This window comes from Tardiphaga sp. P4_G1, assembly GCF_056401215.1.
Genome location: NZ_JBFUJU010000005.1, coordinates 160,557 through 185,608 on the forward strand (window position 1 = coordinate 160,557; position 25,052 = coordinate 185,608).

The window sequence follows — 25,052 nt, forward strand, 5'->3', positions numbered from 1 at the left end:
CGGGTGGACCTCGTCCTCCGTCGTCGGGCTTCACTGTGGCTCGTTATTATCCCGAAAGGCTCTCATGCTCTCCGAATCGACACGACAAAGCACATTGGCTTTGGCGGCTGCCTGTCTCACCTCCCTGATGTTCGGTCTGGAGATTTCCAGCATTCCCGCGGTCCTGCCGACACTGGAGCGGGTGCTTCATGCCGATTTCAAACAGCTCCAATGGGTCATGAATGCGTATACGATCGCGGTGACGACGGTGCTGATGGCAACCGGCACGCTCGCGGATCGCTATGGGCGCAAGCGCGTCTATCTGATTTCGATCGTCGCGTTCGCCGCTGCATCGCTGCTTTGCGGCCTGACCGAAAATATACTGGTGCTGATCGTTGCCAGATTTCTCCAGGGCATGAGCGGCGGGGCGATGCTGATCTGCCAGGTCGCGGTGCTATCCCATCAATTTCCGGAAGGGCGGCAACGCGCCGTGGCCTTCGGCTGGTGGGGGATCATCTTTGGCATCGGTCTGGGCTTCGGCCCGATCATCGGTGGTGCGATCGTGGCCTTGTCGAGCTGGGAATGGGCCTTCCTCATCCATGTCCCGCTTGCCGTGATTGCCCTGATCCTCGCCGCGAGCGGAGTTCGCGAGTCGCGCGATCCGGAGGCCAGCAGCCTCGATCTTGCAGGGATCATCACGCTCTCGCTCGCGGTCTTTTGCCTCGCATTCTTCATTACACAAGGGCCGGATATCGGCTTCGACAGCTGGACGGTGTTTGCGGTCGTCGGCGTGTTCGTTGCAAGCCTGATCGGCTTTGTCTTCGCCGAGCGTCTCAGCCCGAGGCCGATGTTCGACTTCACCGTCTTCCGGATCCGTAATTTTTCCGGCGCGCTGATCGGCTCGATGGCCATGAACTTCAGCTTCTGGCCGTTCATGATCTATCTGCCGATCTATTTCCAGGCAGGGTTAGGTTATAGCAGCGTCGGCGCCGGACTGTCGCTTCTGGCCTATACGTTGCCGACGCTGGTCGTGCCGCCCGTGGCCGAACGGCTCGTGCTACGTTTCCATCCGGGTCTGGTCATCCCGCTCGGCCTGTTCACGATCGGAGCGGGGTTCTTCGCCATGAAGATCGGCAGCTCGGTCGCGCATGCGAGCTGGCTGACGATGCTGCCGGGATGCGTCCTTGCCGGCATCGGATTGGGGCTGACCAATACGCCCGTGACCAACACGACGACCGGATCAGTGCCGCAGGAACGCGCGGGCATGGCGTCAGGCATCGATATGAGCGCCCGCATGATTGCGCTTGCCATTAATATCGCGCTCATGGGCCTCATTCTCGTCGAGGGAGTTCGTGCGTCTTTGAAGGCCGCGCTACCAAGCAGTACCAGTGTCGAGCTCTTACGCTCGCTGGCAGAAAGCGTCGCCGCCGGCACGGCGCTCGCGTCCGAATACAATCCCGGCGGAGCCGTCATTCAATACGCCCTGACCCAAGGATTCGGCTGGGTCATGCTCTATGGCGGAATGAGCGTGTGGATTCTCGCGGGCATCAGCTTTGTTGTCTTCGGCCATGGACTGCCGAGACGCGCGCCACATGGTCAAAGCTGTGTCGAAGGCGACGGTCGGGCGTAGTCCGGACCGCTTCGCTTCTGCCGGGACCGCGATGGATAGCTGAGCTGATCGTCCTATCGCGCGGCTGGCTGCAGCACCATCGGTGCCAGCGGCTCCTGCGTGACATCAGCTTCCGCGCCCAGCCGCAATACGCTCGCCGCTGCCGGCACGACGGCATCGGCCATTGCTGCATGACCTTCGCCGGTGGGATGGATCGCGCCGCCATAAACGGCCGAGAGAATGCCCCAGGTCGCGTCATGGATGTCGGCCGGCTGGATCGCGGCCGAATAGCCTTGCGGATAGGTCATCGCCGCGAAGTAGCTGTCATTGGCGTCGCGGATCCAGCGGCCACGCGGCAAATAGGGGCGGAATTCGCTGGCGCCGCGACCGCACACCATCGGCTGCGCCGCCGCTTCGACGAGACTGGTCTCGAAGCTGTCGCCCTTGGGCGAGAAGCAGGCGCGATCGAATTCGGGATCGGATGCGGAGCGTGCGCAGAAGCCGTGATTGGCGAAACTCGCCTGATGCTGATCGACGAAGGTCATACGGTCGGCTTCGGGATTGCGGCACAGTACGCCGCCTTGACACAGCGCGATGGACTTCAGTTGCGGCAGGAATTCGGACTCGACGAAATTCGCGACATTGGCCAGCCGCTGCGGATCGGCGCTGAAGGATGGATGCACGTCGAAGCCGGCCGGACCGCCGGGGCAGGGCGCGCCATTGGCGAAAGTCGGGTTGGCGTAAGCGGCAAACACCACGCGCGACATGTCTCCGCCGAGCAGCGGTTTCAGGGCTTCCCGTACCTTGCCGAAGCTGGAGGGCAGTTCGCGTACCAGCGCGCTGCGGGAGTCCTCGACCGAGCCGAGAATGCCGCCGCGCTTGAACAGCGCACGTTCGGTGGCGTTCTCGACGATGACGTCGGCAACGAGCCCGGAGAAGTTGATGTCGTTGGCGCCGATCGACAGCAGCACGAGATCGAGCCGGCGTGCCGGCTGACGGCGCTTGGCGGCAGTGATGGCTTCGCGCAGTTCGGCGATCTGCGCGTTGACGCTGCCCGCACAGGTGCTCGCATTCTTCGTGGTGAGGCACTCACGCGCGCGCTGTCCACCCAGCAATCCGTCGGCGATGGTCGCGCCCGAACAGGCCAGCGGCAGATAGGTGACGGCGATGTGCGGATACTGCACGGCAAGCGCCAGCGCGGCGCGGGTCTGGTAGCTATAGAGCGAACGGTGGCACGCGGCGTTGAACCACTGCGCGCCCGCGCGCTGCCAGGCCTGCAGCGACTCATAGGAGTCGCAGGAACGGCCACCTTTGAAGCCGGCTCGGCTCGGCCGATAGAACTGCCCGCTGGGGCCGCCGAGATAAGAGCGGAAGCAGAAGCCGTCATCGGACAGCGCGACCGGACGATCCGGATTGCCTTCGCCCGACGCAATGGAATCGCCGAGGCCCGCAATCAGGATGTCGCGGACGGCGATGTCGGCGCTGACCCGCACAGGCGCCTCGGCGCCGCTGGTGACCTCCACGGTCGCGACCGTGCGGCGACCATAGATGGCGCGGAAATTGATCGGTTCGGCGCAATCGAGAGTGGATTGACGCGGGCCTTCGCCGTCCTCGAAGGTCCAGGCGCAGATCGCACCGACCGGCACTTCGCCGGTAAGGCGGACGGTGATCGGATGTTCGGTCGGCGTCAGGTAGCTTTCCTTGACGGTGTCACGGGTGCAGGGCTCGCTGACCTTTCCGGCCAGATCGATGCATAGCCGGTTGACGGTGTTGCGCGCCCAGCCGCGGCCGTCGCTCTGCACGCCCAAAGCCTGTTCGGCGGCCAGCACGCTGCGGTTGCGCATGGCGTCGACATGGAGCTGGAAGTCACGTTCTTCGCGGAATAGCCGGAAGCGGTTGCGCACTTCCCAGGAGATCTGGATCGAACTGTTGGCCACGCCTTGGGCCGCCGCATGCCCGACCGGCAGCGCGCCCAGCATGCCGAGCAGCACGGCGAGGTTGATCAATGAACGTCTGAAATAAATGGGGGCCATGGCGGTGTTGAACGTCACGTATGGGGCGGAAGTAAGAAATCGATTGGCCGGACGCGCGATGTGGCGCGCCCGCGACTGATTCACCCCTGTGACTGACGCTTCAATGGCTGCTCATGCACCACGACCGGGGCGGGCTCGGTCTCACGACGTTCATTGCGGTCATCCAGGCGGCGCCTGTGCCATGGCTGGATGACACTGAGCCAGATTTCGCGGCTGCCCATGATGCAGATCGAGATGGCGAACGGGATCATGAAATACAGGATCCGGAACATGACCACGGTGGCGACCAGCTCCTCCTGGCGGAACTGCGGTAGCGCTACCAGCAAAGCGGCGTCGAATACGCCAAGGCTGCCCGGGGCATGGCTGGCGAAGCCCAGCAGGGTGGCGAGGATGAACACCACAGCCAGCGAGACGAAATCGATATAGGGCTGATCGGGCATCAGCAGATACATGGCCAGCGCGCAGAAGCCGAGATCGACAACGCCGATGGCGATCTGCAGCAGCGTCAACTGGGCGGAAGGCAGGACGACCTTCCAGCCGTTCTGACCGAGCTCGCGGCGTTGCTTGCCGACCGACAGCCAGACCAGATAGCCGATGATGCCGGCCAGACAGCCGAACCCGATCAGCCGATTGATGGCATTGGGAAGGAGATCGATGGCCGAGGCGGCCTGCGGATGCCAGACCATACCGATGCCCAGCACGAACAGATTGCCAAGCCAGAAGGTCAGTCCGGAGATGAAGCAGATCTTGGCGACGTCAATGGCATTCAATCCGTAGTCCGAATAGATACGGAAGCGGATGGCGCCGCCAGTGAACACGGTGGCCCCAATATTGTGGCCGATGGTGTAGCTGGTGAAGCCCGACAGCGCCGCGATCCGATACGGCACATGTTTCTTGCCGATCGTTCTGAGCGCGAAGTAATCGTAGAAGGTGAGGGTGCAGAAGGCGCCGATCACGCACAGCGTCGCCATGGCGATTTGCATCGTCGATTTTGCGGCCATCGCCGCCAGGATCTTGGCGGTATCGAGGCCCTTCAGCGTATGCACCAGATGGGAGATGGCGAGGGCGATGACGATCAGGCTTGCGACAACACCCAGCCGTTTCCAGCCGACGTGTTGCTTGAAGCCGCGCCCGAGCGCGGTCAGCAATCGTTGCATTCGTCCTCCCGGCGGAGCGCGAACAGGTGGAAAGCCGATCGGGGTAACAGGCGGCAAGCGGCGACCAATTCACTCATACGCGAAGTTCACTCATCAAGCCCAAACCCTTACGGCAAAAACGTTCCGTTGTGCAGTCCTTGACAGCGCCAGCGTTAATGCCGCGCCGCAAGGTCGCCACATACCCGCGCCGGCTGCAAAGCCCTGACCCTGCACGACAATCACACAGACAATTCCGAGCCATTCGTCCCGCATTTCATATAGGCGGGCAAGTCGAATGTTCCATGCGGCAAATCAAGACGTTCCCGGAACACGTCCCAATATCGATGGTTACCGGCCTATCGCAACCGAGCGGGACAATGCGCCGCAGCGGCCACCCCGTTCCAGAACACCGGGATTGAAACGATGGGACTGTTCGCCAAGGACATCAAGACGATGGATGACCTGTTTGTGCACCAGCTGCAGGACATTTACTACGCGGAGAAGCAGCTTCTGAAGGCGTTGCCGAAGATGGCTGACAAGGCGACCGAACCGCTGTTGAAACAGGGCTTCATGACGCATTTGCAAGAGACCGAAGTGCATGTGCAGCGGCTTGAGCAGGTCTTCGCCATGCACGGCGCCGAGGTAAAGGCGGTTACCTGCCCGGCAATCGACGGTATCATCAAGGAAGCCGACGAGACCGCCGGGGAAGTCGAGGACAAGAAGGTACTCGACGCCGCGCTGATCAATGCGGCTCAGGCCGCCGAGCACTACGAGATCGCGCGTTACGGCAGCCTGATCGCCTGGGCGCGCCAGCTTGGCCGCAATGATTGCGCGGCAGTGCTGCAGAAGACGCTCGACGAGGAAAAGACCACCGACAAGAAGCTGACGTCATTGGCCGAAGGCAAGGTCAATATGCGCGCCGCAAGCTGATCGCGGTACACACGGCATCGAATAATCGCGCGGGCGAAAGCCTGCGCGATTATTTTGGGCTTCGCCTATGCCTTTCGCAGCGCAAAATGGGCACCGCAGAACGCCATGACGCCGCCGAGGCCGAGGGCGGCAAGACTGGCCAGAACACCCGATGCTGTCGGTATTGCGTTGGGCGCCGAGGCCGCCTGACCGGCGCCGGCCAGAAACAGCACGCCAATGGTGATCAGAAACTGCCGCATGCGCTGCGGGATGCGACCGGATGCTGCGCTGTGCAGCAGGTTAGCGGTCACATAGCCGCCGACAAAGGCCATCGCCGCGATCAGCCACCAGGCGAAGGCGGATCCGATCGGCATGAAATTGTCGGGATCGTTGCGCCAGAGGCCACCGAGGTCGAGGCCAAATCGCTGGCCGAGCATGTGTACGGCCAGCGCCAGCAGCAATCCTGAAATCATCGCGCCGGCCAGAATCAGGCGGCGCGGAAAAGTGGTCGTCTCGGCCATGGCAAGCTTGTAAGGGACATGCGGGCGATCGCGCAAGCAAGCGAGATCGAACAGTGCAGGGGACTTCTGTTTGCTCAAGACCCTCTTCAGGCGCAGGGACGCATCGTCTGCCGCAGAAGCGGCAGGGTCGGGGCACACCTATGCTTACAAGGCCTCCCTGATTGGCGCCGCGCATCGTTATGAATTGACCGATGAAGGTTTGTTATGGCGCACAGGTCGTCGCTCTGGTGTCTGGGCCTATGCGGATGTCGCGGCGATCCGGTTGTCCTATCGGCCGATGGGGATGCAGCACCGCCGCTTTCGCGCCGATATCGATCATGCCGACGGTCGTCACATCACGATCTTCTCGACGTCGAAACAAACCGTCGCGCTGATGGAGCCGCAGTCGGGCTACAGCGCGTTTATCCTGGAGCTACATCGACGCCTCGCTGCAGCAGGTAGTCTGGCCAAGCTCAGCTCCGGTCTGCGACCAGGCATTTACATAATGATTGTCGCGGCACTGGCCTTTGTCGGTCTCGCAATGACCGCGCTGCTCCTGCGTGCACTGTTCACCGGCGAGTTTGCCGGCGTGGTCTTCATCATTGGCTTCTCAATATTCTTCGGCTGGCAGATCAGCGGCTTCATCCGCCGCAACAAACCGCGCAACTACACATTCAGCAGTGTACCCGCCGAGCTGTTGCCGTAGTCATGGCCGCACCACCAGCACCGAACATTTCGCATAGCGCACCACATGGCCGGCATTGGAGCCGAGAAAGTAAGTGCGCATCGCCGGGCGGTGCGAGGTCATCACAATGAGATCGGCCTTGATCGCCGAGGCTTCTTCGAGAATCTCGTGATAGATGCCGCCCTGTCGCACCACGCTGGAGACGCGGGTACTGTCGATGCCGCAATCGCGTGCCACCGCCGCAAGAGCGGCCTGCGACGATTCCAGTTGCTGAGTATCGAAATCCGCCGGGACATATTCGGCCAGCATCACCGGCGTCATCGGCATTATGTTGAGCAGCCGGACGGTGGCACCGAAGGTTTGCGACAGCGTCGCGGCCTGGGCAATCGCGGGTTTGGCCACATCGGTTTCGGCCAGATCGATCGGGACCAGAATGGATTTGTACATGCGCACCTCCATCGTCGTCCGGAGAAGGATAGCACAAACCGGTTCCGATGGGCGCGGCTTATTCGCCCGCGGCGCCCTTCAGCAGTTTCGGGCTGACGAATTGCAAGAGTTTTCCATCGCGGAAGGCAACGTCGTTCCAGTCCTCGATGGGAAAGTCGATCACCACGATGCTGCCGGTTGGCAGGTTGTCGGCGACGGCTTTCCTGCCTGCGGCATCGCCGCCGCCAATCAGGCTGAGCGCCATTTCATGCAGGCCGGGATTGTGGCCGACCAGCATCAGCTGCTCTGGATCTTCCACGGCGGCGCCGCGGATCACCCCCAGCAATTCGGAGAGGCCGGCGCCATAGAGTTCATCAAGGCTGGCGACTGTCGGTTTCGCCGCCGGCATCGCCGCGGCCACGAGGCTCCAGGTCTGCTGCGCGCGGACCGCCGTGGAGACGCACACCAGGTCGGGCAGGGGCGGATTTCTGCTGAGCCAGGCGCCCATCAGAGCCGCATCCAGCCGGCCGCGGTCATCCAGCCTGCGATCGAAATCCTTGCCGCTCGGCGCGTCCGTTTCAGTCTTGGCGTGACGCAGCAGCAGTAAACGGCGCATGGCGCGATCTCGATTCGGCAAGAGCAAGAGGTAGTAGCGAGGCAGGCGGCGCGGTCGCGCCAGACGTCAGGTCTGCGGATTAATGGACATGAACCGTGAGGACAAGGTGACAAGCGCCCCACCTGTCCGTAAGAAAACGTCATGACTACCCCTTCCGCAAGCGTGACATTTGGACCTGAGGTCGCCGACGCCGACCGCGCGCGGCTGACCTTCAGCCTCGATGTCGATGTCTGCGTGGTCGGGGCCGGGCTCGCCGGGCTCAGCATTGCGCTGGAAGCGGCGCGTCTGGGTGCGAGCGTCGCGGTGCTCGAAGGGCGCTATGTCGGCTGGAACGCGTCCGGCAACCAGTTGGGAACCGTGATGCCGGGCTTTGGCCTGCCGCTCGCTGATCTGATTGCGCGTGTTGGCCTGGAGGACGCTCGTGAGTTGTGGGCGCTGTCGAAGCAGGGCGCAGAATATGTCCGGACCCAGGCATCAGACGAGCTGATCCCCGGTCTCGGCCTGTCCGAGGGGGCGCTGGAAGTCTCCAATGTCGATGTCGGCGATCGCCTGATCGCCCGCCTGCAGATGCTCGGCGAAGATTTCGATACTGAAGTGGACGGCTGGCAGATCGACCGCGTCCGCGACGTGCTGAAAACCAAACGCTACTTTCACGGCGTGCATTATCCGAAGGCGTTCCAGATCGATGGCCGCAAATATCTGTTGGGTCTCGCAGCGCTGGCGAAACAGGCCGGTGTGCGTATCTTCGAGGACACGCCGGTGGTCAGCATCGATGCCGGCGGCATCCGCAAACGCATCCTGACTCCGTCGGCGCGGATGCGTGCCACACACATCGTGCTGGCCGGCAATATCCATCTCGGTGCGCCCGCCCAAAAGCTGTCGGACACGCTGTTGCCGGTGTGGCGCTATGCCGGCATCACCGAACCGCTCGGTGAACGTCTCGCCGAGGCGGTGACGTTTCAGGGCTCGGTGAGTGATAGCGACGGCGTCGACCATTTCCGTATTGTCGATGGTGATCGGCTGATGTGGTCGAGCCCGGAAACAACCTGGGCCGGGCAGCCGGAGCGCTATGCCGGCGCCATCGCGCGTCGCATCCGCACCGTGTTTCCGGCGCTGGGCAAGGTGGCCATGGCCGAGACCTTCGGCGGCGCGCTCGGCCAGACTGTGCACGGCATGCCGCAGATCGGGCAACTCCGTCAGGGATTGTGGGTCGCCAGCGGCTTCAGCCATCGGGGCCTGAACACGACGGCGATGGCCGGGCAACTGATCGCCCGTGGCATGTATGCCTATGACGATCGCTTCAAGCTGTTCGCGCCGTTCGAACTGGTTTGGGCTGGTGGCACGACCGGGCGGGCCGTCGGCTACGCGGTCGGGCTATGGGAGCGGCAGGGCTCGGCGCTGGCCGGCACGCTGGCGCGGTACCGCGAACGGGCCGGGGCACGGGAGCGAATCCGCGAGGCGCGGCTGGCCGAGGCCAATCTGCGCGCGGGAACGCGGGGCCCGCGGCCGGGCTAGGCCGATCCACCCGGTTTGGGCGTGCAACAAAACGTGAGTAATATTCCGGAACCGGCGTGTAACTTCCGGCTCGTCCGCCCGTATTTCAAGCGAACGAGATGATTGTCTCGATTGTCAGGGAGACCAACCATGATCGACCGCCGCTTTCTTTTGACGACCGCTGCTGGCCTGGGAGGATTGCTGTCGCTGAAATGGCTGACGGCTTCGCCGGCGCGGGCTGCCTCGGACGAGAAGTTCGAGGTCATGAAGACCGATAAGGAATGGCGCAAGCAGCTGACGCCGCAGCAATACGAGATCCTGCGCAAGGAAGGCACCGAGCGGCCGTTTTCGAGCCCGCTGAACAAGGAAAAGCGCAAGGGCACCTTCGCCTGCGCCGGCTGCGACAATCCGCTGTTCTCGTCGGAGACCAAGTTCGAGAGCGGCACCGGCTGGCCGAGTTTCTGGCAGCCGCTGCAGAATGCTGTGGGCGAGCGCAAGGATTCGACGCTCGGCATGGTTCGCACCGAGATCCACTGCCGTCGCTGCGGCGGTCATCTTGGTCACGTTTTCGATGACGGCCCGAAGCCGACCGGCCTGCGCTACTGCATGGACGGCTTCGCGATGATTTTCAAACCGGCCGCGCCGTCGGCGACCTGAGCAACTACGCAGAACCCGGCGAAATCAGGCGCCGATCCGGCAATTATTTCCCTGCTAGGCAATTGTGCCCCGGTCCATGGACCGGGGTTCTTTGTTTAGTGCATTGAATTCGTTGAATTTATCCCCTTGGCACGGGGCTTGCGACATCTCCTCCGACAGCGGCTGTGAATTTGGCACCATCCGGCGGGCCGCCCGGATCGAAGTTGGAGACGATGTAATGGGTATCTTCGGCGCTCTCACCACGTCCGTTGCGGGCCTGCGGGCGAACTCCTATGCGCTGGAAAACATTTCCGGCAACATCGCGAACTCGCAGACCACCGCCTTCAAGCGGATCGATACCAGCTTCCTCGACCTCATTCCTGATGCCGGCACATCCGCACAGGTGGCCGGCAGCGTGACGGCGCAATCGCGCAGCACCAACACCATCGCGGGTTCGGTGCAGTCGTCTTCGGTTGCGACTTACATGGCGATCAACGGCGACGGCTTCTTTGCGGTGCAGAAGCCGGGCAACGTCTCCGACTCCACGCCGATCTTTGACGGCGTCAACAAATACACCCGTCGCGGCGACTTCTCGCTCGACAAGAACGGCTATCTCGTCAACGGCGCAGGCTACTATCTGCAGGGCGTCAAGATCGATCCCTCGACCGGCAACCCGGCCGGCAGTACGCCGGAAGTGCTGCGCTTCCAGAATGACTTCCTGCCGTCGCAGGCCACCACCAAGATCGACTACCGCGCCAACCTCGCCAGCTATCCGCTGACCACCAAGCATCAGACGTCGGTGCCCGGTTCCGAATTGCTGCGATCGGCCGACTTCGTGTCAAACCCGCGCGTGCTGGGCACTGCGGCAACGCCCTTCGGAAATACTGCTGTTCCCGGCAACGCGCGCAACAATTTCGCGACGACACCGGCGCCGATCTCGGCGAATACCAAACTCGCGCCCGTATCCGGCAGCGATACGCTGCCGGTCGGCTTTGCCAACGGCGATACGCTCGTGCTGAAGACGACCAGTGCCGGTGTCACCACGACCAAGACGCTTTCGTTCTACACGGGCGCCGTTGCTCCTGCGGCCGTACCAGGCACGACCTTTATCCCTATCGATACGGCCACTGTCGGCGACGTGCTCACCGCCATCGACACCGCGACCGGCAATGCGTCGCCGCTATCGAGCGTGTCCGCCACCGGCGTGATCACGTTGAACTCCGGTACGGCGAACGACTTTACGCTGGCGGCAGGTTCGACGACCACGGCGGTCGCCGCATTCCAGGCCCTGGGTTTCACCGGCACCGTTACCGGCCTTCGTTCGGGCGGCGGCACGGCGGGTACAGGCATTGTGATCGGCAGTGACGCTCAGACCTTCCTCGATGAATCGATCAGTGGTGGCGCGAAGACGGTCTATGACGGCAACGGTGCACCGGTCAGCCTGCAATTCAGGTGGGCGAAGGTCGAGTCCGCCACGCAAGGCGGAACGGATACCTGGAATCTGTTCTACCAGACCGACCCTGCGGCCACGGGCGCGACCGCTGCCTGGCAGAATGTCGGCACCGACTTCAAGTTCGGGCCGAACGGTCAGATGCAGCCGGTCGTCGGCCAGATCACGCTGACCGGCCTGACCGTGAGCGGCAAGAGCCTTGGCAATGTCACCATGGCGTTCGGCACGGGCGGCCTCACCCAATTCGCCGACACCAACGGCAACGTCCAGGTCAATCAGCTCGAGCAGGACGGCTACGCTGCGGGTCAGCTCCAGAGCGTATCGGTCAGCAATGAAGGACGCGTGGTCGGCAGCTACTCCAACGGCCGCAACATCGATCTTGCTGAAGTCAGCATTGCCACCTTCAACGGCGCCAACTTCCTCAAGCGCATCGACGGCGGTGCGTTCGAGACCACCAACGAATCCGGCGAAGCGCTGTACGGCAAGGGTGGCAGTATTTCCGGCTCGTCGCTGGAGTCGTCGAACACCGACATCGCCGACGAATTCACCAAGCTCATCGTCACCCAGCAGGCCTATTCGGCCAATACCAAGGTGATCACGACCACCAATACCATGGTTCAGGATCTGCTGAACGTGATGCGTTAATCGGAGAGCCGCATTTGCGGCCTTCTTCCCGCGTGAACCTTGAGAGCGACAGTTAGTTATGAGTCTGAACGACGCACTCTCCATCGCCATGTCCGGCCTGCGCGCCAATCAGGCCGCGATGTCGCTGGTCTCCTCGAATGTGGCCAATGCGGAAACGCCTGGCTACATTCGCAAGTCGACGGATCAGGTCGCAGTCAATTCCGGCAACGGCAGCAGCGTCCGCACCGTCGGCGTCAATCGCGAACTCGATCAGTATATCCAGGCGCAGCTCCGTACCGAAACGTCGGGCGCGGGCTATGCCTCGCTCCGGTCGAGCTTCCTGCAGCAGATGCAGAGCCTCTACGGCGATCCTGGTTCAGTCGGCTCGCTCGAATATTCCTTCAATGCCCTGACGACAGCAGTGCAGGCGCTGTCAACGAGCGCGGACAGTCAGTCGGCGCGGATCGGCGTGCTCAACGCCGCGCAAACACTCGCGCAACAATTGAATTCGATGACGCAGGGCATTCAGAACCTGCGCAGTGCTGCGGAAAGCGGAATCAAGGATTCCGTGACGACCGCCAACACACTGATGAAGCAGATTGCCAAGATCAACAATCAGTTGACGGCCAATCCGCAAGGCGGAACATCGACGGATTCCAACACCGCCGCGCTGCTCGATCAGCGCGATCAATACGTCACGCAGCTGTCGCAACTAATGGATATCCGCGTCACCACCAATGGCGCCAATCAGGTCACCATCTTCACCGGTTCCGGTGTGCAGCTGGTGGGCAACGAAGCGGCGACGCTGGCGTTTAATGCCCAAGGCACAGTATCGGCCGGCACGACGTGGAGCGCCGATCCCAGCAAAAGCAATCTCGGCTCGGTGGTGATCGAATTTCCGAACGGCGGATCGATCGACCTGACTGCTGCCGGCGCTATCAAGTCGGGCACGATCGCCGCATATACCGAACTTCGCGACAAGACGCTTGTCGAGGCGCAGAACCAGCTCGATCAGTTCGCAGCGTCGATCTCGAGCGCGCTCTCGGACAAGACGACGGCGGGAAGCGTCTTTCCCGTGCCGACGGTGCCGCCGACGACGCTGCCGCCGGGAACGCCGACCGGCTTCACGCTCGACGTATCGCAAATGAAGCCGGGCAATGTCATTCACTTCACGTATACGGATACGGCGACCAACACGCAGCGCGAAATTTCGTTCATGCGGGTCGATGATCCCAGCGTGCTGCCGCTGCAGAACACGGCAACAAGCAATCCGAATGATACCGTCATCGGCCTCGATTTTTCTTCGGGCTTCGGCTCGGTTCTGAATCAGTTGAACGCAGCGCTTGGCGGCCAGGCTACGTTCTCCGGCACGGCTGGTGCGCTCACCGTCGTCAACAATCCCGCATTCGCCAACATCAACGCGGCGTCGGTGACGGTTACGCAAGGTCCCACTGATCTAAGCAACGGCAGCCCGGAGCTGGCGTTGTTCACTGACAACGGCGCCGCCTATAGCGGTGGCATCAGCAAGAACGGTTCGCAGATGACCGGTCTCGCCGGCCGGCTGACGATCAACAATGCGATCGTCGCCGACCCCTCCAAGCTGGTGGTTTATAGCGGATCGACGGCAGCAGGCGACACGACGCGGTCGGCCCTCCTGCTCAATCAGTTGAACAATGCCAGTTTCACTTATTCGCCGGCGACGGGAACGGGCAGTGATACGGCACCGTTCAAGGGGACGCTGTCGAGCTATATGCGCCAGTTCGTCGGGCAACAGGGCGCTGCGGCGGATTCCGCCAAGCAACTCGCGGATGGCCAGAACGTCGTTCTCAATACACTCGACAAGAAGATGGCAGACGCGTCCGGCGTGAATATGGATGATGAGATGGCGCATCTGCTGTCGTTGCAGAACGCCTATTCGGCCAATGCGCGCGTGATGTCTACGGTCAACGAATTGTACAAAACCCTGATGCAGGCATTCTGAGGTAATCATGACGATCAGCGGTGTCGGCTCACGCACATCCTATATCGGATCCGGAATTACCAATCTGCGCGATCAGCTCGATGCGCTGACGCAGCAGCTGTCGAGCGGCAAGATCTCCAACACCTATGCAGGGCAGGGCAGCGGTCGCAGTCTCGCGATCGCGCTTCGCGCACAGATCAGTGGCGTTGCGGCCTATGCCGATACTGCGGTCAATCTGAACACGCGCATCGGAGTGGCGAACCTGTCGCTGCAGCGCCTCGTGGCGATCGGATCGGATGTCAAAGGCGCCGCCGTCAGCGCCGGCAGCAATTTCGACAATACCGGTCAGACGCCGGGGCAGAAGACCGCTTCGCTCGGCTTCTTCGATTCCGTCGATATGCTGAATGCGCGGTCGGGTGACCGCTACCTGTTCTCCGGCCGCGCCACCGATACGGCGCCTGTCGCTCCCGCCGACCAGATCATGAACGGCAATGGTGCGCTCGTCGCCGGCCTCAAGCAGGTGATCGCCGAGCGCAGGACGGCCGACCTTGGTGTCAACGCAAACGGGCGCGTTGGCAGCGCAGTCGGAACCCCGGTGACCTCGGTGGTGATCTCCGAAGAGGACGCGACGCCGGCACCGCCGGCTGTGGCGCAGCCATTCGGCATGAAGGTCACAGGTGTGTCCACGACGATTGCCGGTGCGACGGTCACCCAGCCGGTCGACCTGCCCGCAACCGTTCCGCCGACGCCGCCGGCAACGCCCGTGCAGAAATCGATGTCGATCGACCTCGGGGCGACCAACCCGAGTGTTGGCGATCAGGTCAAGTTCACCTTCACGATGCCGGATGGCACGAAGGAAGACATCGTCCTGACCGCATCGGATAAGACACCTCTGCCAGCCAATTCGTTCTTGATCGATCCCGGTCAGCCGAACGCCGTTCCGCCGGTGGCGCCGTCATCGACGGCGACCGCAGCGAATCTCAATACCGCGCTCGGCACAGCCATGAAGGATCTCGCCAACGGGCCGATGGTGGCGGCCTCTGCGATCGAGGCTGGCGACAATTTCTTCGACCAGCCGCCGCTGCGCGTCGGGTCGACGCCACTCGGCTCTGCGACCACGCTCGTTGCCGGCACGGCCGACAATACCGTGATCTGGTATCAGGGCGAGCAGGACACGGCTGCCAACGGCTCGGCCCGCGGATCGGCAGTTTCCCAGGTCGATACATCGATCAAGGTGCAATATGGCGCGCGCGCCGACGAGCAGGCACTGCGCGCGCAACTACAGACAGTCGCCGTGTTCGCGGCCGTGGCGGTCGATCCGGCACAACTCGGCAATGCGAGCTATGCCAAGAACGCCAGCGCGCAGATCGCGGCGCTGAACCAGCGCGTGGCGCAGAACCTGGCGGATATCCCCGGCCAGCAGACGATCCAGGACATCCAGGCCGACTTCGCCGGCGCGCAGGCATCGATCAAGTCGACTACGGATCGTCAGGTGCAGACCAAGGCGATGGCCCAGACGATGCTCGACTCCATCGAGGGCATCAATGATGACGAGGTCGCGACCAAAATTCTGGCGCTGCAGACCGCTTTGCAGGCTTCGTATCAGACAACGTCAAATCTTTATCAGATGAGCCTGGTTAAGTTTCTTTAACGAATTGCTTCGTGTTTACAACTTCGCCGGGTTTTGGTCGCCTCGTCAAAATCCGGGAAGCCCAACCCCCCAACGATACAAAAGCACTGATAACAAACGACAAAGCCCGACTTTTACGAGTCGGGCTTTGTCGTTTTGGGGGACGCGTGCAGGTAGTCAAACACACGCACAGGGAGCGCTAAATCCGCACAATTCCCTTTACGCAATTTTAGAACCTCAGCGTCATCTTCCCCATGTCGACCAAGAAGGTCGCTCGTTGTGTCTACCAGGAAGGTAACCAAACATGTCCGGCATTACACTCTCGTCCTCCGTCCGTCAGAACCTGCTCTCACTGCAGTCGACCGCGGATCTCCTCTCCACCACCCAGAACCGCCTCTCGACCGGTAACAAGGTCAACTCGGCGCTCGACAATCCCACCAACTTCTTCACGGCCCAGGGCCTGAACAACCGCGCCAGCGACATCAACAACCTGCTTGATGGCATCGGCAACGGCGTCCAGATCATTCAGGCTGCCAACACCGGCATCACCTCGCTGCAGAAGCTCGTCGACTCCGCGAAGTCGATCGCCAACCAAGCGCTGCAGACCACCGGCGGCTACTCCACCAAGTCGAACGTCTCCACCACGATCACTGGCGCGACTGCGTCTGATCTCCGTGGCACGGCCTCGTTCAGCAACGCTGTTGCTTCCAGCAACGTGCTGGTCGACGGTACCGCTGGCGGCACGACTGTTGCGACGATCGCCGACACGCTCGGTGGCGTGGCTGGTACGTTCAACGGCTCGGTTGTCCAGGACAACGCGGGTACCCCGGCGAACATCACCGGCGCTACACTGCTCTACGGTGCGACCGGTGCTCTCGCGGCTGACGCAACCGCTTCGGCGTTCAAGGACGGCGACGTTCTGACAGTGAATGGCAAGTCCATCACCTTCAAGACGGGCGCGGCCCCGACCGCCGGCACGATCCCGACCGGATCTAGCTATAGTGGCAACACGGTAACCGATGGTTCGGGCAACCAGACCGTCCTCCTGAACGCCACGACGAACGTGGCCGATGTCACCAACGCTATCGACCTTGCGAGCGGTGTTCGTACCGTTAGCTCGGTTGCCAACGGTGTTGCGACTTTGAGCGGCGCGGCTGCGACCATCACTGGTGGTTCGATCGCTCTGACGACGACCACCGGCGCCAACCTGCAGATCGACGGCAAGGCCGACCTGCTGAAGTCGCTCGGTCTGACCTCTTCGAGCGGTTCGGGCAATGCGTCTGTTACGGCCTATCGCTCGACCTCGGCTGCCACGCTCGGCACGCTGATCGAAGCTGGTTCGACCTTGAACGTGAACGGCAAGACCATCACGTTTGCGGCCGGCAATGCTCCGACAGCTTCGGCAACTCACACCGGCGTGTCCGGCAAGCTGGAAACCGACGGCAAGGGCAACTCGACTGTTTATCTGGGTGACGCGACTGTTGCGGACATCCTGAAGGCTGTCGACCTCGCCACCGGCACTCAGACTGCAACGCTTGCTGCGGGCGGTGCTACCCTCGCGACAACGGCCGGCACGACGAACTCGTCGATCGGCGCTGATGGTACGCTGAAGCTGAGCACGGGTATCACGTCCGACCTCAGCATCTCCGGCACCGGCAACGCTCTGAAGGCACTCGGTCTCGGTGGCAACACCGGCAGCGCGCTGAACTTCACGGCTAACCGTGGTTCGACCCCGGGCAGCGTGGACGGCAAGACGCTGAGCTTCACGTCGTTCAACGGCGGTACCGCGGTTGACGTCACCTTCGGCGACGGCACCAACGGCACGGTCAAGACGCTCGACCAGCTGAACACCAAGCTGCAGGCGAACAACCAGACGGCGACGATCGACGCTTCGGGCAAGCTGACCATCTCGGCGAGCAACGACTACGCTTCGTCGACGCTGGGCGGTACGGCCGGCGGTGTCATTGCCGGCACGGCAACCACCCTGCTGTCGTTCTCGACCGCAACAGCTCCGGTTGCAGACGCGACTGCCCAGGCAACTCGCGCCAACTTCGTGAACCAGTTCAACGGCATCTTGACCCAGATTGCCACCACCGCTCAGGACGCGTCGTTCAACGGCGTCAACTTGCTCGGCGGCGATACGCTGAAGCTGACGTTCAACGAAACCGGCAAGTCCACGCTGAACATCACCGGCGTCGACTTCGGACCGGCCGGCCTCGGCCTGTCCAACCTGACCTCGGGAACGGACTTCCTGGACAACGCTGCGACCAACAAGGTGCTCTCCACCCTGAACGTCGCGTCGAGCTCGCTGCGTGCCCAGGCTTCGGCTTTCGGTTCGAACCTCTCGATCGTGCAGACCCGTCAGGACTTCTCGAAGAACCTGATCAACGTGCTGCAGACCGGTGCGTCGAACCTGACCCTGGCCGACACGAACGAGGAAGCGGCAAACAGCCAGGCGCTGTCGACCCGCCAGTCGATCGCCGTCTCCGCGCTGTCGCTGGCTAACCAGTCGCAGCAGGGCGTTCTCCAGCTGCTCCGTTAATAACGGCGCACTGATCATACGAAAACCAGGCGGCGGGGCAGAAAGCCCCGCCGTTTTTCGTTGTCATAATCGCTGCTCAAAGGCCCGAAAAGCTTACGCTTTTCGGGCCTTTGCCATTTTGGGACAGTTTTACGAAAGCCTTAATCCGCTGTTAACCATATCTTAAATGGTCGTCGGTCATATTCGGCCCGTGTAGGAAGCAGGTAGGTCGAGAATCGACCGCGTTTAATCCGGGATCGCCATCAGGCGGGCCGAGATTCCTCTTCCAGAAGGGCGTCAAACTTCACCGGCAGCGTCGCGGCGAGACCGAGTCTCGTCCCAGACGTACCATGCGCAATGCGACCCGAAGGTCGGCATGCGCGGGGAACAGGAAGGTTACAACATGTCAGTCGTTCTCTCGGCGTCAGTTCGTCAGAATCTGCTTTCGCTGCAATCCACCGCTGATCTGTTGTCGACCACCCAGAACCGGTTGGCGAGCGGCAAGAAGGTCAATACGGCCCTCGACAACCCGACCAACTTCTTCACGGCTGCAGGCCTCGATAGCCGCGCCAGTGACATCAATAATCTTCTCGACGGCATCGGCAACGGCGTGCAGATCCTGCAGGCGGCCAATACCGGCATCACCTCGCTGCAGAAGCTCGTGGATACCGCGAAGTCGCTCGCGAATCAGGCGCTGCAGACCCCCGTGGGCTATTCGACCAAGTCGAACGTCTCCACCACCATCGCGGGCGCAACACCGGACGATCTGCGCGGCACCCAGACTTTCGCCAGCGCGACGGCTACCAGCAACGCGGTGTATAACGGCACGGCCGGCGGTACGACGCCGGTCACTGGAGGCACCACGCTGGGCGGCGTGGCGGCATCGCTGATCGGTACGGCCGCGCCTGACGGCGCCGGTACTGCGGCGTCGCTGTCCGGCACGTTGAAACTGATCGGTACGCCTGCCGGCGCGGCGACCATCGGCGCCACGGCACAGCCGAACGACGGCGACACCATGATGGTGAACGGCAAGACGATCACCTTCCGAACCGGGCCGGCACCCACCGCGGCCACCGCTCCCGTGGGGCTTGGCGTCGATAGCGTCAATACTAACGTGGTTACCGATGGCAACGGCAACTCTACGGTCTATCTCGGTACGGCGGGCGCCCCGACCGGTAGCGTGGCCGACCTGACCAAGGCCATTGATCTCGCTAGCGGTGTGCAGAAAGCCGTCATTTCCAACGGCGTCGCGACGGCTTCAGCGTCGTCCGGCACCGTCGCATCGATTGCCGCCGGCGTCCTCACGCTGTCGACGTCCACGGGTTCGGATCTCAACATCAGTGGAAAGGCGGATTTGCTGAAGCAGCTCGGCCTGACGACATCGGTCGGCGCCGGAACGGTTTCCGTCTCGCAATCGCGCACGACGGCTCCGGGCACCATCGGAAATCTGATCCAGAGCGGCTCGACACTTTACGTCAATGGCAAGACCATCACGTTCAAGGATGCGTCCGTTCCGGCAGCGGCCAACATCCCGGCCGGCTCCGGCTCGCCGGTCGGCTCCAACCTCGTCACGGACGGTAGTGGCAACACGACGGTCTATCTCCAGGGCGGCAAGATCTCCGACGTTCTCACGGCCATTGATCTCGCTACCGGCGTGCAGACTGCGGTCAATAACGCCGCGACTGGCGTCGCCGCTCTGACCACCACGCAGGGTTCTACCGCATCGACCGTTGCCGCCAATGGCACGTTCAAGATCAGCACCGGCACGATCCAGGACCTGTCGATCAGCGGCAGCGGCAATGCTCTCTCGGCACTCGGCCTCGCCGGCAACACCGGCACGTCGACCGTGTTTACTGCGGCACGCGCCGCAGGTCCCGGTGGCATCAGCGGCACGACGCTGACCTTCACGTCGTTCAAGGGTGGCACGCCGGTCAATATTACATTCGGCGACGGCTCCAACGGCACCGTCAAGACGCTCGCTCAGCTGAACGTCGCACTGGCCGCCAACAATCTGGCAGCCACGGTCGATGCGACCGGCAAGCTGGTGATCGCGGCGGGCAACGACTACGCGTCGTCGACCATGGGCTCGGTGCTCGATGGCGGCACCATGGGCGGCACCGTGACGTCGGCGCTGAGCTTCACCAGCGCTGCGCCGCCGCTTGTCGATCTGCCGTCACAGTCGACCCGCGCCAACTTGGTTGCGCAGTACAATAACCTCATCACCCAGATCACCACGACGTCGCAGGATGCATCCTTCAACGGCGTCAACCTGCTGGCCGGCGATACGCTGAAGTTGGTGTTCAACGAAACCGGCAAGTCCACGCTGAACATCACCGGCTCGGAATTGACGCCCGCCGGTCTGGGCCTGCCGACGCTCATTTCAGGCAGCGACTTCATCGACAACGCGTCGACGAACCAGACACTGAGCCAGCTCAATATGGCCAGCACGCAGTTGCGCTCGCTGGCTTCGGCGCTCGGCTCGAATCTCTCGATCGTGCAGATCCGTCAGGACTTCGCCAAGAACCTGATCAACGTGCTGCAGACCGGATCGTCGAACCTGACGCTGGCCGACACCAACGAGGAAGCCGCCAACAGCCAGGCGCTGTCGACCCGGCAGTCGATCGCCGTCTCAGCGCTGGCGCTGGCCAACCAGTCGCAGCAGAGCGTGCTCAAGCTGCTCCAGTAAGTCTGGCGGCCGCACCGAGATCACCGAACGGCGGGGGAAACTCCGCCGTTTTTCGTTGGTCGGGGTAGTCAGCGGGGTGTCGCCCGGCATCCTGGCTTTCCCCAGACTGAAGACGCCGGTCGCGGAACGCTGGTATTATTCGAATCGCAGGCGTATTTTCGGGGTTCCTGGATAGTGCATGCCCGCCCGAAACGTGGCACCAGATACCGTTGGCTTTGCATGTGGCCTCACGGCCGCTGCGGGGGAGGAGAGCTGAATGCCTTTGCGAGTCGAACTGAAGCCGGGTGAACGAATCATCATCGGTCAGAGCGTGATCACCAATTCCGATACGCGCACGGCGTTCCTGATTGATGGCGATGCACCGATCATGCGTGAGAAGGATATTCTGACGGCGGAGACTGCTACGACGCCGGTCAAACGAGTCTATCTCTGCGTGCAGATGATGTATCTGGAGAACGATATCCCGGCGTATCAGGAGCTATATCTCGGCTTCATCAAGGAATTGATCGAAGCGGTTCCGAGTTTTCGCGAGACGATTGAGGACGTTAGTAAGCTTATTTTAAGCGGCGCGCTTTACAAAGCACTCAAGGAATTGCGTCCGCTGATCAAGCGGGAAGAAGAGTTTTTGAGGTAGCGAATGTCGATCGGTGCTCAAGCCTACGCGCGTACTGCCCAGACCACGGCGACACCGAGAGACATCGAAGCCCAAGCCCTTCTGAAAGCAGCGCGCAAGCTTCAGGACGTTGTGGCAAACTGGGACCATACCGATGCTGGTCTCGACGAAGCTCTTCTGTTCAATCGTAAGCTCTGGTCGATCTTCGTTGGCGATGCCATCAATGACCAGAATCCCGAATCGATCGAGATCCGCCAGAATATCGCCAATATCGGCATCTTCGTGCTGACTCAGTGCACTGCCTTGCAGCACGTTCGCCAGGTCGAACATCTGCAGTCGCTAATCGATATCAATCGCAATATCGCCGCCGGTCTGTCCGGGCGTCCGTGAGCCTCCCTGAAATCCGTAACGATAGCTTAATGATCGGCGATGCCTAATAGCGCGGGATCAGCGGGCGATTCGAAACCGCGCGCGACGGGGCTGAGATGGCAGACGTTCTGAGCATTCTTTCGACGGCTTACAAGACCACCGTGCCGGTCACGGCAGGTAAGTATGTGGCGGTGGATCCCGAAACCTATAAGGGTAGCTGGGAAGGCAAATACGCCAACGGCAAGAAGTTCGAAATAGCCATCTCGCAGGTCGACGGCTTTCGTGCTCAGGTGAAGTACAAGAGCGAAGGAACCGTCAAGTATCAGCAGGTGCTGATCAAGGATAATTCGTTCCGGGTGGGCGATACGAAGTTCCAGCTCAACGGCGACAACAAGGCGATCATCAAGACCGTCGTGACCGATGCCGCGACTGGCAGCACCTATCTCGATACGGCCTACGCCACGCGCGATACGTGATCAGCGCAGTTAGACGCTGCGATCCGTTTCCATACGTCGATCAAGCAACTTTGCGTCCTGCTTCAGCGTGTCCATAGCGCGCAGATAGGCGCGGGAGCGCAGTCGCGATTCCTCGGGATATTGGTCGATCACCTGGTTGGACTTCTTGTCCACAGACACGAAGACGATCTCGCCTGCGCCCTTGTCGATGATGACTTCCTTGGAGATGCGTTCGCTGTCCATCTGCTGGTAGTTCGCCGCAGAAATGTTCGGCTGCAGTACACGGGGCGCTGCTGACACGGTCTTGTCCGGGGGGAGTTGCGTAGGCACAGCTTCACGCACCGCTTCTGGTGCGGGTCGTATCACTGGCGTGGCAACCGGTGCCCCCACCGGTTTGATATTGAAGTCGGCACCCATGGCAGCCCTCCTGGCTCCATTCGATAAATCCCGACCCGTTCCCAAACGACATTATGCACCGGACGGCTGAATCCGGTGCTTACTTGCGCGCTGCAATTTAAGTCAAAAGATAGCGATGCCGCGGCGCATCACACGCGCCCGCGGCCGTATGATCGGTTATACGATCAAAGTGACCGACTGACGACAATGGGCGTCATGTTGACCCGGCCCGGCTGAGCCTGCCGACCGGCCGCCGTATAGGTCTGCGGGATATTACGCTTCTGAACCTCGGCATTGACGCCGCGGACAATGCCTTCCGAAACTGCATGCGCGGTGGCGAGCACGGTCAGATTGACCTGCAGCATCGCACGGAACACGTCATGGTGCTTGCGCAAGGCCGAGAGCAGGTCGGGCGTCGTCTGCGCGAGATATGTCTGGCTGATCTTGAGCAGCGAGATCATCGCAATGTAGCGACGCGAAATGTCCGCCTTCGGAGCTTCGAGCTTGATAGCCTCGCGGATATGGCCGTTGCGGACCAGCGTTGTCTCCTGTTCGATGATGGCGAGCAGCTCGTTCATCACCTTCATGAGTTCGTCGGCGAGCTGACGGGCTTCCATCAGCGTCGCGACCGAACGCGGTGCGACGATCGGGGCGGCTTGCTGGCGTTGCGCATTGTTCATGGCGGTGTCCTCTGCGATCAGCTGGCGCGATTGGCTTGCTGGATGATGAGTGAACGAAAGACTTCGTTGGAGATGCCGACGCCGCCGGCCTTGGCGAAGGACTTCGAATATTCGTCTGTCAGCATCGAGCGCCAGGCACCGGTGCCGGTGGTGTCGCCGAACGGGCCTTCGCCCTTGATGCCCGATGTCATCTGCGAGAACATCGTGTTGATGAACATCGCCTCGAAATCTTCGGACTGCTTGCGCGTCTTGGCCTGAGCTTGCGGCGATACTTTCTGCAGCGCATCGATCAGGTTCTGATCGGGGCGGCCATTGATGGTCGGGTGCTTGGCCTGATAGGCGGCGACGGTGGTGTTGACGTTCATCACATCACCTCGATGTCGGCCTGGATGGCGCCTGCGGCCTTGATGGCCTGCAGGATGCCGATCAGGTCGCGCGGGCCGATGCCGAGGCCATTGAGACCGTCGACGAGCTGCTGCAGCGACACACCGTCCTTCACCAGAGCGAATTTCTTGCCGTCTTCGGTGACGCCGACACGTGTGCTTGGCGTGACGACAGTGCGGCCGTTGGAGAAAGCATTGGGCTGGCTGACATTGGCGCTCTCCGAAATCGTCACGGTGAGATTGCCTTGCGCCACGGCGACAGTGGCGACGCGCACGTCGCGGCCCATCACGATGATGCCGGAACGTTCGTCGATAATGATCTTGGCGGCCAGATCCGGTTCGACCTGTAGCTGCTCGATCTCGGTGAGCAGCGCGACGACGTTGCCCTTGAACTCCGGCGGGATCGACAGCTGCACGGTGGAGGGATCGATCGGCTCGGCGGTCTTGGATCCCAGGAAGTCGTTGACCGCGGCGGCAATGCGCTTGGCCGTGGTAAAGTCGGGGTTGCGCAAAGCGAGGCGCACATTGGGCAGGCGGTTCAGCGCGAATTCGATCTCGCGCTCGATAATGGCGCCATTGGCGATGCGGCCAACGGTGGGCACGCCGCGAGTGATGCTGGCGGCAGCGCCTTCGGCGGCAAAGCCATTGATGGCGAGGGAACCCTGGGCAACGGCGTAGACGTTGCCGTCGGCGCCGAGCAGGGGGGTGACCAGCAGGGTGCCGCCGGTGAGGTTCTTGGCATCGCCGAGCGCCGAGACGGTGACGTCCATCCGGGTGCCCTGGGTGCCGAAGGCGGGCAGGTTGCCGGTGACCATGACGGCGGCCACGTTGCCGGTGCGCAGCGTCTGGCCACGAATGTTGACGCCCATGCGTTCCAGCATCGCCTGCAGCGACTGGCGGGTGAACGGGATGTTGTTGAGGGTGTCGCCGGTGCCGTTGAGGCCGACCACGAGGCCGTAGCCGATCAGCTGGTTCTGCCGGACGCCTTCGATATTGGCGAGATCCTTGATCCGCGACGTCGCATGTGCCGACACCGCCTGCACGAGCAGCACGAGCAGCACCGCACAGGCCGTCTGACAGAATCGGATCGAAGGTAGGCTCGGCATCCTCTGCTCCCCGCTGAGGTCTTCACTGGACCGCTCGCCACTCCCATGACGACGATCCAGCCTTCACTATGCGAGTGCCGTGCCAGCGTTCTAAATCGGTATAAGACGTTGATTTATAATGTGAATGATAAAGGCTCTGGGGCTGGACAAGCGGCT

The 25,052-nt window shown here is 61.9% G+C and carries 22 protein-coding genes; 13 read left to right on the plus strand and 9 right to left on the minus strand.

Features of this window, described 5'->3' with window-relative positions; genetic code table 11:
* Window positions 1–64: 64 nt before the first annotated feature.
* A complete protein-coding gene (locus tag AC1DUY_RS13445; RefSeq protein ID WP_478114845.1) occupies window positions 65–1,609 on the plus strand; it encodes an MFS transporter in 1,545 nt (514 codons plus the stop codon).
* Window positions 1,610–1,662: 53 nt separating this feature from the next.
* Here AC1DUY_RS13445 and AC1DUY_RS13450 read toward each other — a convergent pair whose 3' ends face one another.
* Together AC1DUY_RS13450 and AC1DUY_RS13455 are read right to left on the minus strand one after the other, a co-directional pair.
* Window positions 1,663–3,621 (minus strand): SGNH/GDSL hydrolase family protein, encoded by a 1,959-nt coding sequence (locus AC1DUY_RS13450; protein WP_478114847.1) that lies wholly within the window; start codon window positions 3,619–3,621, stop codon window positions 1,663–1,665.
* 80 nt (window positions 3,622–3,701) lie between these two features.
* Entirely contained in the window at window positions 3,702–4,778 is a 1,077-nt protein-coding gene (locus AC1DUY_RS13455; protein ID WP_478114849.1) for a lysylphosphatidylglycerol synthase transmembrane domain-containing protein, read from the minus strand.
* Window positions 4,779–5,180: 402 nt separating this feature from the next.
* On the opposite strand from AC1DUY_RS13455, the gene AC1DUY_RS13460 reads away from it, so the two are divergent.
* Window positions 5,181–5,687, plus strand: a complete 507-nt coding sequence (locus AC1DUY_RS13460) for a YciE/YciF ferroxidase family protein (RefSeq protein ID WP_478114851.1) — start codon at window positions 5,181–5,183, stop codon at window positions 5,685–5,687.
* A gap of 65 nt (window positions 5,688–5,752) precedes the next feature.
* Here the strand turns inward: AC1DUY_RS13460 and AC1DUY_RS13465 are convergent, their stop codons facing one another.
* A complete protein-coding gene (locus AC1DUY_RS13465) occupies window positions 5,753–6,187 on the minus strand; it encodes a hypothetical protein (RefSeq protein ID WP_089265199.1) in 435 nt (144 codons plus the stop codon).
* A 70-nt stretch (window positions 6,188–6,257) separates the two neighbouring features.
* Between AC1DUY_RS13465 and AC1DUY_RS13470 the strand changes: the two genes are divergently transcribed.
* Window positions 6,258–6,872: a hypothetical protein gene (locus AC1DUY_RS13470; RefSeq protein WP_478114853.1), complete on the plus strand. Its 615-nt coding sequence runs from the start codon at window positions 6,258–6,260 to the stop codon at window positions 6,870–6,872.
* On the opposite strand, the gene AC1DUY_RS13475 is transcribed toward AC1DUY_RS13470, so the two are convergent.
* Complete coding sequence (locus AC1DUY_RS13475; RefSeq protein WP_089265696.1) at window positions 6,873–7,298, minus strand: universal stress protein; 426 nt, start codon at window positions 7,296–7,298, stop codon at window positions 6,873–6,875.
* A gap of 58 nt (window positions 7,299–7,356) precedes the next feature.
* Window positions 7,357–7,893 carry a SixA phosphatase family protein gene (locus tag AC1DUY_RS13480; RefSeq protein WP_175366568.1) on the minus strand — a complete coding sequence of 179 codons (537 nt, stop codon included), beginning with the start codon at window positions 7,891–7,893 and terminating at the stop codon, window positions 7,357–7,359.
* Window positions 7,894–8,034: 141 nt separating this feature from the next.
* Here AC1DUY_RS13480 and AC1DUY_RS13485 point away from each other — a divergent pair, with 141 nt between their 5' ends.
* The 10 genes from AC1DUY_RS13485 to AC1DUY_RS13530 all read left to right on the plus strand — a co-directional run bounded on the left by AC1DUY_RS13485 (window position 8,035) and on the right by AC1DUY_RS13530 (window position 22,352).
* Window positions 8,035–9,408: an NAD(P)/FAD-dependent oxidoreductase gene (locus tag AC1DUY_RS13485; protein WP_478114856.1), complete on the plus strand. Its 1,374-nt coding sequence runs from the start codon at window positions 8,035–8,037 to the stop codon at window positions 9,406–9,408.
* Window positions 9,409–9,537: 129 nt separating this feature from the next.
* Window positions 9,538–10,044, plus strand: a complete 507-nt coding sequence (msrB, locus tag AC1DUY_RS13490) for a peptide-methionine (R)-S-oxide reductase MsrB (protein ID WP_478114858.1) — start codon at window positions 9,538–9,540, stop codon at window positions 10,042–10,044.
* Between the two features lie 217 nt (window positions 10,045–10,261).
* A complete protein-coding gene (locus AC1DUY_RS13495; protein ID WP_478114860.1) occupies window positions 10,262–12,118 on the plus strand; it encodes a flagellar hook-basal body complex protein in 1,857 nt (618 codons plus the stop codon).
* A 58-nt stretch (window positions 12,119–12,176) separates the two neighbouring features.
* Window positions 12,177–14,078: a flagellar hook-associated protein FlgK gene (gene flgK, locus AC1DUY_RS13500; RefSeq protein WP_478114862.1), complete on the plus strand. Its 1,902-nt coding sequence runs from the start codon at window positions 12,177–12,179 to the stop codon at window positions 14,076–14,078.
* A 7-nt stretch (window positions 14,079–14,085) separates the two neighbouring features.
* On the plus strand, window positions 14,086–15,708 hold the full coding sequence (locus AC1DUY_RS13505) for a flagellin (RefSeq protein WP_478114864.1): 1,623 nt from the start codon (window positions 14,086–14,088) through the stop codon (window positions 15,706–15,708).
* 283 nt (window positions 15,709–15,991) lie between these two features.
* On the plus strand, window positions 15,992–18,229 hold the full coding sequence (locus AC1DUY_RS13510; protein WP_120291378.1) for a DUF1522 domain-containing protein: 2,238 nt from the start codon (window positions 15,992–15,994) through the stop codon (window positions 18,227–18,229).
* Between the two features lie 382 nt (window positions 18,230–18,611).
* Window positions 18,612–20,894: a DUF1522 domain-containing protein gene (locus AC1DUY_RS13515; protein ID WP_231079898.1), complete on the plus strand. Its 2,283-nt coding sequence runs from the start codon at window positions 18,612–18,614 to the stop codon at window positions 20,892–20,894.
* Window positions 20,895–21,150: 256 nt separating this feature from the next.
* Window positions 21,151–21,528: a flagellar biosynthesis repressor FlbT gene (gene flbT, locus AC1DUY_RS13520; protein ID WP_089265190.1), complete on the plus strand. Its 378-nt coding sequence runs from the start codon at window positions 21,151–21,153 to the stop codon at window positions 21,526–21,528.
* Between the two features lie 3 nt (window positions 21,529–21,531).
* On the plus strand, window positions 21,532–21,897 hold the full coding sequence (gene flaF, locus AC1DUY_RS13525) for a flagellar biosynthesis regulator FlaF (RefSeq protein ID WP_089265189.1): 366 nt from the start codon (window positions 21,532–21,534) through the stop codon (window positions 21,895–21,897).
* 95 nt (window positions 21,898–21,992) lie between these two features.
* Window positions 21,993–22,352 (plus strand): hypothetical protein, encoded by a 360-nt coding sequence (locus tag AC1DUY_RS13530; RefSeq protein ID WP_478114867.1) that lies wholly within the window; start codon window positions 21,993–21,995, stop codon window positions 22,350–22,352.
* A 9-nt stretch (window positions 22,353–22,361) separates the two neighbouring features.
* Here AC1DUY_RS13530 and AC1DUY_RS13535 read toward each other — a convergent pair whose 3' ends face one another.
* The 4 genes from AC1DUY_RS13535 to AC1DUY_RS13550 all read right to left on the minus strand — a co-directional run bounded on the left by AC1DUY_RS13535 (window position 22,362) and on the right by AC1DUY_RS13550 (window position 24,896).
* Entirely contained in the window at window positions 22,362–22,748 is a 387-nt protein-coding gene (locus AC1DUY_RS13535) for a hypothetical protein (protein WP_439072480.1), read from the minus strand.
* Between the two features lie 164 nt (window positions 22,749–22,912).
* Window positions 22,913–23,407, minus strand: a complete 495-nt coding sequence (locus tag AC1DUY_RS13540; protein WP_478114869.1) for a hypothetical protein — start codon at window positions 23,405–23,407, stop codon at window positions 22,913–22,915.
* 17 nt (window positions 23,408–23,424) lie between these two features.
* Complete coding sequence (gene flgJ / locus AC1DUY_RS13545; protein ID WP_478114871.1) at window positions 23,425–23,772, minus strand: flagellar assembly peptidoglycan hydrolase FlgJ; 348 nt, start codon at window positions 23,770–23,772, stop codon at window positions 23,425–23,427.
* A complete protein-coding gene (locus AC1DUY_RS13550) occupies window positions 23,772–24,896 on the minus strand; it encodes a flagellar basal body P-ring protein FlgI (protein WP_089265184.1) in 1,125 nt (374 codons plus the stop codon). Before AC1DUY_RS13550 ends, flgJ begins: the two co-directional genes overlap by 1 nt.
* Between the last annotated feature and the right edge of the window lie 156 nt (window positions 24,897–25,052).

Coding starts and splice junctions, on each gene's coding strand:
- AC1DUY_RS13445 (WP_478114845.1), top strand. CDS start 65: ATGCTCTCCGAATCGACACGACAAAGCACATTGGCTTTGGCGGCTGCC.
- AC1DUY_RS13450 (WP_478114847.1), bottom strand. CDS start 3,621: ATGGCCCCCATTTATTTCAGACGTTCATTGATCAACCTCGCCGTGCTG.
- AC1DUY_RS13455 (WP_478114849.1), bottom strand. CDS start 4,778: ATGCAACGATTGCTGACCGCGCTCGGGCGCGGCTTCAAGCAACACGTC.
- AC1DUY_RS13460 (WP_478114851.1), top strand. CDS start 5,181: ATGGGACTGTTCGCCAAGGACATCAAGACGATGGATGACCTGTTTGTG.
- AC1DUY_RS13465 (WP_089265199.1), bottom strand. CDS start 6,187: ATGGCCGAGACGACCACTTTTCCGCGCCGCCTGATTCTGGCCGGCGCG.
- AC1DUY_RS13475 (WP_089265696.1), bottom strand. CDS start 7,298: ATGTACAAATCCATTCTGGTCCCGATCGATCTGGCCGAAACCGATGTG.
- AC1DUY_RS13480 (WP_175366568.1), bottom strand. CDS start 7,893: ATGCGCCGTTTACTGCTGCTGCGTCACGCCAAGACTGAAACGGACGCG.
- AC1DUY_RS13485 (WP_478114856.1), top strand. CDS start 8,035: ATGACTACCCCTTCCGCAAGCGTGACATTTGGACCTGAGGTCGCCGAC.
- msrB (WP_478114858.1), top strand. CDS start 9,538: ATGATCGACCGCCGCTTTCTTTTGACGACCGCTGCTGGCCTGGGAGGA.
- AC1DUY_RS13495 (WP_478114860.1), top strand. CDS start 10,262: ATGGGTATCTTCGGCGCTCTCACCACGTCCGTTGCGGGCCTGCGGGCG.
- flgK (WP_478114862.1), top strand. CDS start 12,177: ATGAGTCTGAACGACGCACTCTCCATCGCCATGTCCGGCCTGCGCGCC.
- AC1DUY_RS13505 (WP_478114864.1), top strand. CDS start 14,086: ATGACGATCAGCGGTGTCGGCTCACGCACATCCTATATCGGATCCGGA.
- AC1DUY_RS13510 (WP_120291378.1), top strand. CDS start 15,992: ATGTCCGGCATTACACTCTCGTCCTCCGTCCGTCAGAACCTGCTCTCA.
- AC1DUY_RS13515 (WP_231079898.1), top strand. CDS start 18,612: ATGTCAGTCGTTCTCTCGGCGTCAGTTCGTCAGAATCTGCTTTCGCTG.
- flbT (WP_089265190.1), top strand. CDS start 21,151: ATGCCTTTGCGAGTCGAACTGAAGCCGGGTGAACGAATCATCATCGGT.
- flaF (WP_089265189.1), top strand. CDS start 21,532: ATGTCGATCGGTGCTCAAGCCTACGCGCGTACTGCCCAGACCACGGCG.
- AC1DUY_RS13530 (WP_478114867.1), top strand. CDS start 21,993: ATGGCAGACGTTCTGAGCATTCTTTCGACGGCTTACAAGACCACCGTG.
- AC1DUY_RS13535 (WP_439072480.1), bottom strand. CDS start 22,748: ATGGGTGCCGACTTCAATATCAAACCGGTGGGGGCACCGGTTGCCACG.
- AC1DUY_RS13540 (WP_478114869.1), bottom strand. CDS start 23,407: ATGAACAATGCGCAACGCCAGCAAGCCGCCCCGATCGTCGCACCGCGT.
- flgJ (WP_478114871.1), bottom strand. CDS start 23,772: ATGAACGTCAACACCACCGTCGCCGCCTATCAGGCCAAGCACCCGACC.
- AC1DUY_RS13550 (WP_089265184.1), bottom strand. CDS start 24,896: ATGCCGAGCCTACCTTCGATCCGATTCTGTCAGACGGCCTGTGCGGTG.